Consider the following 14,589-nt stretch of genomic DNA (forward strand, 5'->3'; position numbering starts at 1 on the left):
GGGTACGGATCGCCCTGCCGTGTATGGCCCTACTCGATGTCACTCCGGGGCCTCCAGAGAGGTAGGGTCGGAGGCGGTCGGGGACATCCCATACAACTCGCCGACACTTGAGTCGGCGTACCTAACGAGGAGATCGGTTCGTGACGATCCGCGTAGGCATCAACGGCTTTGGCCGCATCGGTCGTAACTACTTCCGCGCGCTGCTGGAGCAGGGTGCTGACATCGAGATCGTGGCTGTCAACGACCTGGGTGACACCGCGACCACCGCCCACCTGCTCAAGTACGACACCATCCTGGGCCGCCTCAAGGCCGAGGTGTCGCACACCGCCGACACGATCACCGTCGACGGTCACACGATCAAGGTCCTGTCCGAGCGCAACCCCTCCGACATCCCGTGGGGCGAGCTGGGCGTCGACATCGTCATCGAGTCGACGGGCATCTTCACGAAGAAGGCCGACGCCGAGAAGCACATCGCCGGCGGCGCCAAGAAGGTCCTCATCTCGGCTCCGGCCAAGGACGAGGACATCACCATCGTGATGGGCGTCAACCAGGACAAGTACGACCCGGCGAACCACAACATCATCTCCAACGCCTCCTGCACCACCAACTGTGTGGCGCCGATGGCCAAGGTTCTCGACGAGAACTTCGGCATCGTCAAGGGCCTGATGACGACGGTTCACGCGTACACGAACGACCAGCGCATCCTGGACTTCCCGCACTCGGACCTGCGCCGCGCCCGCGCCGCCGCCGAGAACATCATCCCGACCACGACCGGTGCCGCCAAGGCCACCGCCCTGGTCCTCCCGCAGCTCAAGGGCAAGCTGGACGGCATCGCCATGCGCGTGCCGGTCCCGACCGGTTCGGCCACCGACCTGGTCGTGACGCTCCAGCGCGAGGTCACCAAGGACGAGGTCAACGCCGCGTTCAAGAAGGCCTCCGACGACGGCGACCTCAAGGGCTTCCTGACCTACACCGAGGACCAGATCGTGTCCTCGGACATCGTCGGCGACCCGGCCTCCTGCACCTTCGACTCCTCCCTGACCATGGTCCAGGAGGGCAACACGGTGAAGATCCTCGGCTGGTACGACAACGAGTGGGGCTACTCCAACCGCCTCGTCGACCTCACGGTCTTCGTCGGCGGCCAGCTCTAACTCCCGGAGCAGGCACCTCGATGTGAGCCAGGGCTCGGGCAGCGCGACGCCGCGCTGTCCGGGCCCTGCGCCACGTAGTGATCGATCAGCGCAGATCGATCAGCCCTCGCGGATCTGAAGAGCCTTCCCTAGGAGTCCCTTTATGAAGACGATCGACGAGCTTCTCGCCGAAGGAGTGGCCGGCAAGCGGGTATTCGTCCGCGCCGACCTCAACGTGCCGCTGGCGAACGGCCTCATCACCGACGACGGCCGTATCCGCGCCGTCCTGCCCACCGTCAAGGCGCTGGCCGACGCGGGCGCCAAGGTCATCGTCGCCTCGCACCTGGGCCGCCCCAAGGGCGCCCCGGACCCGGCGTTCTCCCTCCTCCAGCCCGCCGAGCGACTCGGTGAACTGCTGGGCGCGCCGGTCGCGTTCGCGCAGGACACCGTCGGCCCCGCCGCCCACGAAGCGGTGGACGGCCTGGAGCCCGGCCAGGTGGCCGTCATCGAGAACCTCCGCTTCAACGCGGGCGAGACGTCCAAGGACGACACCGGGCGCGGCGAGTTCGCCGACCGGCTCGCCGCCCTGGCCGACGTCTACGTGGGCGACGGCTTCGGCGCCGTGCACCGCAAGCACGCTTCCGTGTACGACCTCCCGGCCCGTCTTCCGCACTACGCCGGCTACCTCATCGCCACCGAGGTCGGCGTCCTGAAGAAGCTCACCGAGGACGTCAAGCGGCCCTACGTCGTCGCGCTCGGCGGCTCCAAGGTCTCCGACAAGCTCGCGGTCATCGACCAGCTGCTCGGCAAGGCCGACCGCATCCTGATCGGCGGCGGCATGGCCTTCACCTTCCTCAAGGCGAAGGGCTACGAGGTCGGCACCTCCCTGTTGCAGGAGGACCAGATCCCGGCCGTCACCGAGTACATGGAGCGCGCCGAGAAGCTGGGCGTCGAGCTGGTGCTCCCGGTCGACGTCGTGGTCTCCCCGGGATTCCCGGACCTGAAGGCCAAGGCGCCCACCGAGCACACCGCCGTCGAGGCCGACCGGATGCCCGAGGGGCAGCTCGGCCTGGACATCGGCCCGAAGACCGGCGCCCTGTACGCGACCAAGCTCGCCGACGCCGCGACCGTGTTCTGGAACGGTCCCATGGGCGTCTTCGAGCACCCCGACTACGCCGAGGGCACCAAGGCGGTCGCCCAGGCTCTGGTCGAGTCCAAGGGCTTCACCGTCGTCGGCGGTGGCGACTCCGCCGCCGCGGTGCGCACCCTCGGTTTCGACGAGACCGCATTCGGCCACATCTCGACCGGTGGCGGCGCCTCCCTCGAATACCTCGAGGGCAAGACGCTCCCCGGCCTCGCCGCACTGGAGGACTGACCTAGATGAGCACGCGCACGCCGCTGATGGCCGGCAACTGGAAGATGAACCTCAACCACCTCGAGGCCATCGCGCACGTCCAGAAGCTCGCCTTCGCCCTGGCGGACAAGGACTACGAGGCCTGCGAGGTCGCCGTCCTGCCGCCCTTCACCGACCTGCGCTCCGTGCAGACGCTGGTCGACGGCGACAAGCTCAAGATCAAGTACGGCGCCCAGGACCTCTCCGCGCAGGACTCCGGCGCCTACACCGGCGAGATCTCCGGCTCGATGCTGGCCAAGCTGAAGTGCACCTACGTGGCCATCGGCCACTCGGAGCGCCGGCAGTACCACGCCGAGACCGACGAGCTCGTGAACGCCAAGGTCAAGGCCGCCTACAAGCACGGGCTGACCCCGATCCTGTGCGTCGGCGAGGAGCTGGACGTCCGCGAGGCGGGCAACCACGTCGCCCACACCCTCGCCCAGGTCGAGGGCGGTCTGAAGGACCTCCCGGCCGAGCAGGCCGAGTCCGTCGTGATCGCGTACGAGCCTGTCTGGGCCATCGGCACCGGCAAGGTCTGCGGCGCCGACGACGCGCAGGAGGTCTGCGCCGCGATCCGCGCCAAGCTCGCCGAGCTGTACTCCCAGGAGCTGGCCGACCGGGTCCGCATCCAGTACGGCGGCTCGGTGAAGTCCGGCAATGTCGCCGAGATCATGGCGAAGCCCGACATCGACGGCGCTCTCATCGGCGGCGCGTCGCTCGACGCCGACGAGTTCGTCAAGATCGTCCGGTTCCGCGACCAGTAAGTATGCGGTAGCGGCGATTCGTCGTACTCTTGCGGGGGTCTGGTGCCCTGGTGCCGGACCCCCGTCGTCCATCCAGTTCCGAGGAAGTTGGTCCAGCCGTGGTTTTGGGGTTCTCGATCGCCCTGATCGTCTTCAGCCTGCTGCTGATGCTGCTGGTGCTGATGCACAAGGGAAAGGGCGGCGGCCTCTCCGACATGTTCGGTGGCGGCATGCAGTCGTCCGTCGGCGGCTCCTCGGTCGCCGAGCGCAACCTCGACCGCATCACGTTGATGATCGGTCTGCTCTGGTTCGCGTGCATTGTCGTGCTCGGTGTCCTGATGAAGATCAACAACTGATCGACGACCGGCATCGGCAAACAGCACAACTGCACATCACGCAAGCACATTCCGCACGTAAGGCCCCATGTCCGGTACGCGCCTCCAGGCGCCGCCTATCATGGGGCTTGCGTCTAGGGGTGGGGATGTAACTCCAATCACTGGACGTGCGTTGGGCCTTACGTAGACTGAGGCGCTCGCAACGAAGCGAAACGCCGACTCGCTTCGCGGCACCATCACGCAGGGAGTTACACCGTGGCAAGTGGCAACGCGATCCGAGGAAGCCGGGTCGGGGCGGGGCCGATGGGCGAGGCCGAGCGCGGCGAGTCCGCGCCGCGGCTGCGCATCTCCTTCTGGTGCTCCAACGGGCACGAGACGCAGCCCAGCTTCGCCAGCGACGCGCAGGTTCCCGACACCTGGGACTGTCCGCGCTGCGGCTTCCCCGCCGGACAGGACCGGGACAACCCGCCGGACCCGCCGCGCACCGAGCCCTACAAGACGCATCTCGCGTACGTGCGGGAGCGGCGCAGCGACGCGGACGGCGAGGCGATCCTCGCCGAGGCGCTCGCCAAACTGCGGGGCGAGATCTAGGAGTTGAGAGCCGGCCGGACGTCCCATGGATGTCTGGCCGGAACCGTTTCACGGCGACTCCGCGGCCGCGTTCCGGCCCGTCGCCGGGTCCGCCGCGCCCGGATGCCCGCACCGCGGCCCGATCGCGTCACCAGGACGCCCGCCGCGGCAGGCCGACTCGTCCGCCGCGCGCCACGTCCTCGCACCGCGCCGCCCGCGCCCTCGTACCCGGCGAGCTGCCGTGTCCCGGTGCGGCGCCCTGGGTGCCGTGCACGGGCGCGCCGTGCCCGGGGGAGTGGTGGTCGGGTCACGCCGATGCAGCAGTGCGGGCCGGAAATCAGCCGGGTGTCTTTTCAGGGACGCGCTCCCGGCCCCCGCGTCCCTATCCCCGTCATCCCGCTGACACCTGCGGGCCGGCGGGACGTATCTGTTGTTGAGCCGGTGGACGCACGACGACAGCTCGTGTCCAGCCCTGATCAATTAGGTTGGGACCGGCAGCGGGGCAAGGTACGCAGCAGCACAGGCAGGAAAGAAGGCGGAAGTCCGAGATGAACGCAGACAGCCGTACCAGGCTCAACCAGACACCCGAGTGGACCGCTCTGGCCAAGCACCGCGAGGAGCTCGCCGGCACCCATCTGCGCGACCTGTTCGCGGCTGACCCCGGACGCGGCTCCGGCTACTCGCTCCAGGTGGGCGATCTGCGCGTCGACTACTCCAAGCAGCTGGTCACCGACGAGACGCTCCGACTGCTGCGCGAGCTGGCCGTGGCCACGGACGTGTTCGGGCTGCGGGACGCGATGTTCCGGGGCGAGAAGATCAACGTGACCGAGGACCGGGCGGTGCTGCACACGGCGCTGCGGGCGCCGCGGGACGCGGTGGTCGAGGTCGACGGGGAGAACGTCGTGCCGGCCGTGCACGCGGTCCTGGACAAGATGGCGGACTTCGCCGGGCGGGTCCGCTCGGGCGAGTGGACCGGGCACACCGGCCGGCGCATCAGGAACGTCGTCAACATCGGTATCGGCGGCTCCGACCTCGGCCCGGCGATGGCCTACGAGGTGCTGCGCTCGTTCACCGACCGCTCGCTGAACGTGCGGTTCGTGTCGAACGTGGACGGCGCGGACCTGCACGAGGCCGTGCGGGACCTGGACCCGGCCGAGACGCTGTTCGTCATCGCCTCGAAGACGTTCACCACGATCGAGACGATCACCAACGCCACCTCGGCGCGTGACTGGCTTCTGGCGGGCCTGAAGGCCGGTCAGGACGCGGTGGCGAAGCACTTCGTGGCGCTGTCGACGAACGCGGAGAAGGTGTCGGACTTCGGTATCGACACGGCGAACATGTTCGAGTTCTGGGACTGGGTCGGCGGGCGTTACTCCTACGACTCGGCGATCGGTCTGTCGCTGATGATCGCGATCGGCCCGGAGCGTTTCCGCGAGATGCTCGACGGGTTCCACCTGGTCGACGAGCACTTCCGCACGGCTCCCGCGGAGGCCAACGTGCCTTTGCTGCTGGGCCTGCTGGGCGTCTGGTACGGCAACTTCCACGACGCGCAGTCGCACGCCGTGCTGCCGTACTCGCACTACCTGTCGAAGTTCGCGGCCTATCTCCAGCAGCTCGACATGGAGTCGAACGGCAAGTCCGTGGACCGTGATGGGCAGCGCGTCGAGTGGCAGACGGGACCGGTGGTGTGGGGCACGCCCGGCACCAACGGCCAGCACGCCTACTACCAGTTGATCCACCAGGGCACCAAGCTGATCCCCGCCGACTTCATCGGCTTCGCCGAGCCCGTGGCCGACCTGCTGCCGGGCCTGGTCGCCCAGCACGACCTGCTGATGGCGAACTTCTTCGCGCAGACGCAGGCGCTGGCCTTCGGCAAGACCCCGGACGAGGTCCGCGCCGAGGGTGTGCCCGAGGAACTGGTGCCGCACAAGACGTTCGAGGGCAACCACCCGACGACCACGATCCTGGCGAAGGAGCTGACCCCCTCGGTCCTGGGTCAGTTGATCGCCCTCTACGAGCACAAGGTGTTCGTCCAGGGCGCGATCTGGAACATCGACTCCTTCGACCAGTGGGGCGTCGAACTCGGCAAGGTGCTCGCCAAGCGCGTCGAGCCCGCCCTCACCGAAGGCGCCGACGTGCCGGGACTGGACGAGTCGACCAAGGCCCTGGTCGCCAAGTACCGGACGCTGCGCGGTCGTTGAGCATGAATGAGGGGAAGCGGGCGGCAGGAGCCCGCCCGCTTCCCGGGGCCTCCCGGACGATCATGGGGAGCCCGCGGTCCCGGTGAACCCACGAGGGGGCGGCAAGGTCGGTGACCCTGCCGCCCCCCTCGGTGTTCAGGCGTTTCCGTCGGCGGTCGTTCAGGCGGACGCCGGCGGATACAGCGAGCGTGGCAGCTGGGACGCCGCCGGGGCGTCCAGGAGCCACAGGGTGCGGGAGCGGCCGTACGCCCCGGCGGCCGGGGCCTGGATCTCGCCCGCGCCGGACAGGGCGATGGCGGCCGCCTGTGCCTTGTCCTCGCCGGCCGCGAGCAGCCACACCTCGCGGGCGGAGCGGATCGCGGGCAGGGTCAGCGAGATCCGGGTCGGCGGCGGCTTGGGCGCGCCGTGCACGCCGACCACCGTCCGCTCCGTCTCCCGCACCGCGGGCAGCTCCGGGAAGAGCGAGGCCACGTGGGTGTCCGGGCCGACGCCCAGCATCAGGACGTCGAACGCCGGGACCGGACCGTGGTTCTCCGGGCCGGCGGCCTTCGCGAGCTCCGCCGCGTACGACTCCGCCGCCGCCTCCACGTCGGCGCCGAACGGACCGTCGGACGCGGGCATCGTGTGCACCCGCTCCGGGTCCAGCGGCACCGCGTCGAGCAGGGCCGCGCGGGCCTGGGTGTCATTGCGGTCGGGGTCGCCCTCGGGCAGGTAGCGCTCGTCGCCCCACCACAGGTCCAGGCGCGCCCAGTCGACCGCGTCCCGGGCGGGCGCCGCCGCGAGCGCCGCGAGGAGCCCGTTGCCGTTGCGCCCGCCGGTGAGCACGATCGAGGCGGAGCCGCGCGAGGCCTGCGCGTCCACGATCTTCGTGATCAGCCGCGCCGCCGCGGCCTGGGCCATCAGTTCCTTGTCGCGGTGGACGACGAGCTGCGGGGTGTTCACTCGGCGGCCGCCTTGTCCGCCGCCTTCTTGGCGAGCGTCTCCGCCACCCCGGCGGGGGAGTCCTTGGCGACCGCGGCCGCCTTCGTGGCGGTCGCGGTCCCGCCGCCCGCGGACCCGGTGGTGTCCGCCGCCGAGTTCAGCCGGTCCACCCCGTAGCGCAGCGCCGCGGCGTAGGTGTCGTCCGGGTCGAGGCGGCGCAGTTCCTCCGCCATCAGCTCGGCCGTGTCGCGGCGCTTGAGCGCCACCGCGCGGTCGGGCTGCCCCTGGATGGACAGCGTCGCCAGGGTGCCGTCGGCGCGGTCCAGGACGATCGGGCCGCAGCTCGTCTCCAGCCGGACCGCGGTCAGGCCGGGGCCCGAGGAAAGCGACCGCTTGACGGGGACCTCCAGCCGCTCCGCGAGCCACATCGCGAGCAGCTCGCAGCTCGGGTTGAACTCCTCGCCCTCCACCTCGACCGCGTCCACGTCACAGGTGACCTGGTCCAGGGCCGCGGCCAGCATCGAACGCCAGGGCGTGATGCGGGTCCACGACAGGTCCGTGTCGCCCGGGGTGTAGGCCTCGGCGCGGGCGTTGAGCTCCCGTACCGGGGCCTCGGCGGCGTAGGTGTCGGTCACCCGGCGCTGCGCGAGGGCGCCGAGCGGGTCCTTCGCCGGGTCGAGCGGCGCGTTGACCGGCCACCAGACGACGACGGGGGCGTCCGGCAGCAGGAGCGGCAGGACGACCGACTGGGCGTGGTTGATCACTTCGCCGTACAGGCGCAGCACCACCGTCTCGCCGGTGCCCGCCTCCGCCCCGAGCCGCACCTCGGCGTCGAGCCGCGACGTCGTGCGGTCGCGGGGCGAGCGGGAGACCCGCTTGATGACCACGAGGGTGCGTGAGGGGTGCTCGCGCGAGGCCTCGTTGGCGGCCTTCAGGGCGTCGTAGGCGTTCTCCTCGTCCGTGACGATGACGAGGGTGAGCACCATGCCGACGGCGGGCGTGCCGATGGCGCGGCGGCCCTGGACGAGCGCCTTGTTGACCTTGCTGGCCGTGGTGTCCGTGAGGTCGGTCTTCATGGGCGACGCCAGCTCCGTCCGTCTCGTTCGAGCATTTCGTCCGCCTCGACGGGGCCCCAGGTACCCGAGGGGTACTGTGCGGGCTTGCCGTGCGCGTCCCAGTACTGCTCGATCGGGTCGAGGATCTTCCAGGACAGCTCGACCTCCTCCGTGCGCGGGAAGAGGTTCGAGTCACCGAGCAGCACGTCGAGGATCAGACGCTCGTACGCCTCCGGGCTCGACTCCGTGAAGGACTCGCCGTACGCGAAGTCCATCGAGACGTCCCGGATCTCCATGGAGGTGCCGGGCACCTTGGAACCGAAGCGGACAGTGACGCCCTCGTCGGGCTGGACACGGAAGACGATCGCGTTCTGCCCCAGCTCCTCCGTCGCCGTGTGGTCGAAGGGGGAGTGCGGGGCGCGCTGGAAGACGACCGCGATCTCGGTGACGCGGCGGCCGAGACGCTTGCCGGTGCGCAGGTAGAACGGGACTCCCGCCCAGCGGCGGTTGTCCACCTCGACCTTGATCGCGGCGAAGGTGTCGGTCTTCGACTTGGGGTCGATACCGTCCTCCTGGAGGTAGCCGACGACCTTCTCGCCGCCCTGCCACCCCGCCGCGTACTGGCCGCGGACCGTGCTCTTGCCCAGGTCCTTCGGCAGCCTGGTCGCGCCGAGCACCTTGGTCTTCTCCGCGGCGAGCGCGTCCGCGTCGAAGGAGGAGGGCTCCTCCATCGCGGTCAGCGCCATGAGCTGGAGCAGGTGGTTCTGGATGACGTCACGGGCCGCGCCGATGCCGTCGTAGTAGCCGGCCCGGCCGCCGATGCCGATGTCCTCGGCCATGGTGATCTGCACGTGGTCGACGAACGACCGGTTCCAGATCGGCTCGAACATCGTGTTGGCGAAGCGCAGCGCCAGGATGTTCTGGACGGTCTCCTTGCCCAGGTAGTGGTCGATGCGGAAGACCTGGTCCGGGGCGAAGACCTCGTGCACGATCGCGTTGAGCTCCTCGGCCGACTTGAGGTCGTGGCCGAAGGGCTTCTCGATGACCGCGCGGCGCCAGGAGCCGCCCGACTGGTCCGCCAGCTTGTGCTTCTTCAGCTGCTGGATCACCACCGGGAACGCGGACGGCGGCACGGACAGGTAGAAGGCGAAGTTGCCGCCCGTGCCCTGCGCCTTGTCCAGCTCCTCGATGGTGGAGCGCAGCCGGTCGAACGCGTCGTCGTCGTCGAAGGTGCCCTGGACGAAGCGCATGCCCTGGACGAGCTGCTGCCAGACCTCCTCGCGGAAGGGCGTGCGGGCGTGCTCCTTGACCGCGTCGTGGACCTCCTGGGCGAAGTCCTCGTGGGCCCACTCGCGGCGGGCGAACCCGACGAGCGAGAAGCCCGGCGGCAGCAGACCCCGGTTGGCGAGGTCGTACACCGCGGGCATCAGCTTTTTACGTGACAAATCGCCCGTGACGCCGAAGATGACCAGGCCCGACGGCCCCGCGATACGCGGGAGCCGTCGGTCTGCGGGGTCACGCAGCGGGTTGCTGCTCGACAAGATTTCAGCCCTCCGAAGGGGCGAGGCGCTGGAGCTCCGCCTCGGTCGACTTGAGCAGGTCGTTCCAGGCGGACTCGAACTTCTCGACGCCCTCGTCCTCAAGGAGCTGGACCACGTCGTCGTACGAGATCCCGAGCTTCTCGACGGCGTCGAGTTCGGCACGGGACTGCTCGTACGTACCCGCGATCGTGTTGCCGGTGATCTGGCCGTGGTCCTCGGTGGCCTCCAGGGTGGCCTCCGGCATGGTGTTCACGGTGTTCGGCGCGACCAGCTCGTCGACGTACAGGGTGTCCTTGTACGCCGGGTCCTTGACGCCGGTCGAGGCCCACAGGGGGCGCTGCTTGTTGGCCTGCGCCCGGTCGAGAACGGCCCAGCGGTCGGTGGAGAAGACCGCCTCGTACGCCTCGTACGCGAGCCGGGCGTTGGCGACGCCCGCCTTGCCGCGCGCGGCCTTGGCCTCGGGGGTGCCCAGGGCGTCGAGCCGCTTGTCGATCTCGGTGTCCACGCGGGACACGAAGAAGGACGCCACGGAGTGGATCTTCGAGAGGTCCAGCCCGCGCTCCTTGGCCCTCTCCAGACCCGTGAGGAACGCCTCCATGACCTCGCGGTAGCGCTCCAGCGAGAAGATCAGCGTGACGTTGACGCTGATGCCGAGGCCGATGACCTCGGCGATCGCCGGCAGACCCGCCTTGGTGGCCGGGATCTTGATGAGGGTGTTGGGGCGGTCCACCAGCCAGGCGAGCTGCTTGGCCTCGGCGATGGTCGCCGCGGTGTTGTGCGCCAGACGCGGGTCGACCTCGATCGACACGCGGCCGTCCTGGCCCTCGGTGGCGTCGAAGACGGGGCGCAGGATGTCGGCGGCGTCACGCACGTCCGCCGTGGTGATCATGCGCAGGGCCTCTTCGACGGTGACCTTGCGGGCCGCGAGCTCGGAAACCTGCTGCTCGTAGCCGTCTCCGCTGCTGATCGCCTTCTGGAAGATCGACGGGTTGGTGGTGACGCCCACGACGTGCTGCTGGTCGATCAGCTCGGCAAGATTGCCGGACGTGATCCGCTTGCGCGACAGGTCGTCCAGCCAGATCGCGACGCCTTCCTCGGAGAGGCGCTTGAGTGCGTCTGTCATGGAAATTGCATCTCCTACGTGTCGTATGTCGGCGTCAGCGCTGGGCTGCGGCGATCGATTCCCGGGCGGCTTCCGCGACGTTCTCGGCAGTGAAACCGAATTCGCGGAAGAGCACCTTGCCGTCGGCCGAAGCACCGAAGTGCTCCAGCGAAACAATGCGTCCGGCGTCCCCGACGAACCGGTGCCAGGTGAGACCGATTCCGGCCTCGACGGAGACACGGGCCTTCACCGAAGGCGGCAGGACGCTGTCCCGGTACCCCTGGTCCTGCTCGTCGAACCACTCCACACACGGCATGGAGACCACCCGCGTGGGGATGCCCGCGGCCTGGAGCTGCTCACGCGCCTCGACGGCCACGTGCACCTCGGAGCCGGTGCCGATCAGGATGACCTCGGGCGAGCCGCCCTCGGCCTCGAACAGCACGTACCCGCCCTTGGCGGCGTTCTCGTCGGCCTCGTACGTCGGCACACCCTGACGGGTCAGCGCGAGACCGTGCGGGGCGCCCTTGCCGAACACCTTGGTGTAGCGCTTGAGGATCTCGCGCCAGGCGATGGCCGTCTCGTTGGCGTCGGCGGGGCGGACGATGTTGAGGCCGGGGATGGCGCGCAGCGAGGCGAGGTGCTCGACCGGCTGGTGGGTGGGGCCGTCCTCGCCGAGGCCGATCGAGTCGTGCGTCCACACGTACGTCACCGGCAGGTGCATCAGGGCCGACAGCCGGACGGCGTTGCGCATGTAGTCGGAGAACACCAGGAAGGTGCCGCCGTAGATGCGCGTGTTGCCGTGCAGCGCGATGCCGTTCATCTCCGCGGCCATGGAGTGCTCGCGGATGCCGAAGTGGATCGTGCGGCCGTACGGGTCCGCCTCCGGCAGCGGGTTGTCCGCCGGGAGGAACGAGCTGCTCTTGTCGATCGTGGTGTTGTTCGAGCCGGCGAGGTCGGCGGAGCCGCCCCACAGCTCGGGGATGACCGCGCCGAGGGCCTGGAGCACCTTGCCGGACGCGGCGCGGGTGGCGACACCCGTGCCCGCCTCGAAGACGGGGAGTTTCTCCTCCCAGCCGCTCGGCAGCTCGGTCGCGGCGATGCGGTCGTACTCCGCCGCGCGCTCCGGGTTGGCGGTACGCCAGGCGGCGTAGCCCTTCTCCCACTCGGCCTTGGCCTGGGCACCCCGGTCCAGGGCCTGACGGGTGTGGGCCAGCACCTCGGCGGCGACGTCGAAGGACTTCTCCGGGTCGAAGCCGAGGACGCGCTTGGTGGCCGCGACCTCGTCGTCGCCGAGCGCCGAGCCGTGCGCGGCCTCGGTGTTCTGCGCGTTGGGGGCGGGCCAGGCGATGATCGAGCGCATCGCGATGAAGGACGGCTTGTCCGTCACCTTCTTCGCGGCCTCGATCGCGTCGTAGATGGCGTGCGGGTCCAGGTCGCCGTCCGGCTTCGGGGCGACGCGCTGCACGTGCCAGCCGTACGCCTCGTAGCGCTTGACGGTGTCCTCGGAGACCGCGGTCTCGGTGTCGCCCTCGATCGAGATGTGGTTGTCGTCCCACAGCAGGACGAGGTTGCCGAGCTTCTGGTGGCCGGCCATGGAGGAGGCCTCCGCGGAGATGCCCTCCTGGAGGCAGCCGTCACCGGCGATCGCGTAGATGAAGTGGTCGAACGGGGACTCGCCCTGGGGCGCCTGGGGGTCGAACAGGCCACGCTCGTAGCGGGCGGCCATCGCCATGCCCACCGCGTTGGCGACACCCTGGCCGAGCGGACCGGTCGTGGTCTCCACGCCCGGCGTGTGACCGTACTCGGGGTGTCCGGGGGTCCTGCTGCCCCAGGTCCGGAAGGACTCCAGGTCCGCCAGCTCCAGGCCGAAACCGGCCAGGTAGAGCTGGGTGTAGAGGGTCAGGGACGAATGGCCGGCGGACAGCACGAAGCGGTCGCGTCCAACCCAGTCGGTGTCCGCCGGGTCGTGCCGCATCACCTTCTGGAAGAGGGTGTAGGCGGCGGGCGCCAGGCTCATGGCCGTACCGGGATGGCCGTTGCCGACCTTCTGTACGGCATCGGCGGCCAGGACGCGGGCGGTGTCCACGGCCCGCTGGTCCAGCTCGGTCCACTCGAGGTCTGTGGTGGTCGGCTTGGTGCTCACCCTGGGTCAGGGCTCCTCTCCACATGTCACACATGTCGAATTGCCGGTGCACTGGGCGCCCCGGCCGTTGTCGAGCCTACCCCCGTGAGTACGCGCGTTTTTTCGAGTCATTCCAGACTGCCGGGACTCATCGGGATCCGCCTCCCGACTAGGTCGTTCCGTGTTCGGCAAGTGAATACGGAGCCGCTCGTCCGAGTGCTCAATCGAGTCTCGATCAGCTCTTCCGGCCGCACTCCTCAACACGGGCGCACCCCCGCGAATGCCGGGGTCTGGGCAACGTCTACAGTGGCGTGGTACGCGCGGGCCTTTACGGGGAATTCATCCGGGGGCTCGCTGGGATGTCTCTGTCAGGGGTGTGCGTGACGGCCGTCGAATCCCGTCCAGCGGGTGTTGTCGGGACGAGCAGCAGCCGGGGCCAGCGGCCGTTCGGGGCCCGTCTGAAGGCGTTCGTGGCGCTGACCAAGCCGCGGATCATCGAGCTGCTCCTGATCACCACCGTTCCGGTGATGTTCCTGGCCCAGCAGGGTGTGCCGGATCTGAAGCTGGTGCTCCTCACCTGCCTCGGCGGCTATCTGTCCGCGGGCGGCGCCAACGCGCTGAACATGTACATCGACCGCGACATCGACGCGCTGATGGAACGCACCTCGCAGCGTCCGCTCGTCACCGGCATGGTCAGCCCCCGGGAGTGCCTCGCCTTCGGCATCACGCTGGCGGTCGTGTCGACCCTGCTGTTCGGTCTCGCCGTCAACTGGCTCTCCGCCTGGCTGTCGCTCGGCGCGCTCCTCTTCTACGTCGTCGTCTACACGATGATTCTCAAGCGGCGTACCTCGCAGAACATCGTGTGGGGCGGCATCGCCGGCTGTCTGCCGGTGCTCATCGGCTGGTCGTCCGTCACGAACTCCATGTCGTGGGCCCCGGTCATCCTCTTCCTCGTCATGTTCTTCTGGACGCCGCCGCACTACTGGCCGCTGTCCATGAAGGTGCGCGAGGACTACGCGCGCGTGGGCGTGCCGATGCTGCCGGTCGTGGCGAGCAACAAGGTGGTCGCCCGCCAGATCGTCATCTACAGCTGGGTGATGGTCGCGGTCTCGCTGCTGCTCACCCCGCTCGGCTACACCGGCTGGTTCTACACCGTGGTCGCGCTCGGCGCGGGCGGGTTCTGGCTGTGGGAGGCGCACGGTCTCCAGAACCGGGCCAAGGCCGAGGTGACCGGCGGCAAGCTCAAGGAGATGCGGCTGTTCCACTGGTCGATCACCTACGTGTCGATCCTCTTCGTGGCCGTCGCGGTGGACCCCTTCCTCCGCTAGACCGGGAGCCGGACCAAGAGAACGCGGACGGGGGGGGGGGGGGGGGGGGGGGGGGGCCCCCCCCCCCCCCCCCCCCCCCGCCGGCCCCCCCCGCGCGGGGGGCGCGGGGGGCCCCCCCCCCCGCCACCAGCCCCCCCCCCCCCCCCCC

The 14,589-nt window shown here is 69.5% G+C and carries 12 protein-coding genes; 7 read left to right on the forward strand and 5 right to left on the reverse strand.

The features are described from left to right. Positions 1 to 140 precede the first annotated feature (140 nt). The 6 genes from gap (at position 141) to pgi (ending at position 6,372) form a co-directional block, all read left to right on the forward strand. Positions 141 to 1,151 (forward strand): type I glyceraldehyde-3-phosphate dehydrogenase, encoded by a 1,011-nt coding sequence (gap, locus tag ACF07B_RS05535; protein WP_328453722.1) that lies wholly within the window; start codon positions 141 to 143, stop codon positions 1,149 to 1,151. A 142-nt stretch (positions 1,152 to 1,293) separates the two neighbouring features. Then, positions 1,294 to 2,505: a phosphoglycerate kinase gene (locus ACF07B_RS05540; RefSeq protein WP_392177813.1), complete on the forward strand. Its 1,212-nt coding sequence runs from the start codon at positions 1,294 to 1,296 to the stop codon at positions 2,503 to 2,505. Positions 2,506 to 2,510: 5 nt separating this feature from the next. Beyond that, on the forward strand, positions 2,511 to 3,287 hold the full coding sequence (tpiA, locus tag ACF07B_RS05545) for a triose-phosphate isomerase (RefSeq protein ID WP_392177814.1): 777 nt from the start codon (positions 2,511 to 2,513) through the stop codon (positions 3,285 to 3,287). 98 nt (positions 3,288 to 3,385) lie between these two features. Then, entirely contained in the window at positions 3,386 to 3,622 is a 237-nt protein-coding gene (secG, locus tag ACF07B_RS05550; protein ID WP_261703385.1) for a preprotein translocase subunit SecG, read from the forward strand. Between the two features lie 282 nt (positions 3,623 to 3,904). Continuing rightward, the gene (locus ACF07B_RS05555) at positions 3,905 to 4,192 is read left to right on the forward strand and encodes an RNA polymerase-binding protein RbpA (RefSeq protein WP_004002138.1); all 288 of its coding nucleotides are present in this window, start codon (positions 3,905 to 3,907) and stop codon (positions 4,190 to 4,192) included. A gap of 527 nt (positions 4,193 to 4,719) precedes the next feature. Continuing rightward, the gene (gene pgi, locus ACF07B_RS05560; protein ID WP_392177815.1) at positions 4,720 to 6,372 is read left to right on the forward strand and encodes a glucose-6-phosphate isomerase; all 1,653 of its coding nucleotides are present in this window, start codon (positions 4,720 to 4,722) and stop codon (positions 6,370 to 6,372) included. A 159-nt stretch (positions 6,373 to 6,531) separates the two neighbouring features. Here pgi and pgl read toward each other — a convergent pair whose 3' ends face one another. From pgl to tkt, 5 genes are read right to left on the reverse strand one after another with little or no spacing between them, the layout of a single operon-like run. Continuing rightward, entirely contained in the window at positions 6,532 to 7,314 is a 783-nt protein-coding gene (gene pgl, locus ACF07B_RS05565; RefSeq protein ID WP_392177816.1) for a 6-phosphogluconolactonase, read from the reverse strand. Further along, positions 7,311 to 8,369, reverse strand: coding sequence for a glucose-6-phosphate dehydrogenase assembly protein OpcA (opcA, locus tag ACF07B_RS05570; protein ID WP_392177817.1), 1,059 nt, complete (start codon positions 8,367 to 8,369; stop codon positions 7,311 to 7,313). The genes pgl and opcA overlap by 4 nt, the downstream gene beginning before the upstream one ends. After that, positions 8,366 to 9,892: a glucose-6-phosphate dehydrogenase gene (gene zwf / locus ACF07B_RS05575; protein ID WP_392177974.1), complete on the reverse strand. Its 1,527-nt coding sequence runs from the start codon at positions 9,890 to 9,892 to the stop codon at positions 8,366 to 8,368. Before zwf ends, opcA begins: the two co-directional genes overlap by 4 nt. Before the next feature lies 1 nt (position 9,893). Continuing rightward, the gene (gene tal, locus ACF07B_RS05580; RefSeq protein ID WP_384241534.1) at positions 9,894 to 11,012 is read right to left on the reverse strand and encodes a transaldolase; all 1,119 of its coding nucleotides are present in this window, start codon (positions 11,010 to 11,012) and stop codon (positions 9,894 to 9,896) included. A 34-nt stretch (positions 11,013 to 11,046) separates the two neighbouring features. Beyond that, positions 11,047 to 13,134, reverse strand: a complete 2,088-nt coding sequence (tkt, locus tag ACF07B_RS05585) for a transketolase (protein WP_392177818.1) — start codon at positions 13,132 to 13,134, stop codon at positions 11,047 to 11,049. Positions 13,135 to 13,487: 353 nt separating this feature from the next. Here tkt and ACF07B_RS05590 point away from each other — a divergent pair, with 353 nt between their 5' ends. Then, positions 13,488 to 14,441: a heme o synthase gene (locus tag ACF07B_RS05590; protein ID WP_369481417.1), complete on the forward strand. Its 954-nt coding sequence runs from the start codon at positions 13,488 to 13,490 to the stop codon at positions 14,439 to 14,441. The last annotated feature ends 148 nt before the right edge of the window (positions 14,442 to 14,589 follow it).

The sequence above is a fragment of the Streptomyces sp. NPDC015532 genome, from assembly GCF_043078065.1.
Taxonomy (GTDB): Bacteria; Actinomycetota; Actinomycetes; order Streptomycetales; family Streptomycetaceae; genus Streptomyces.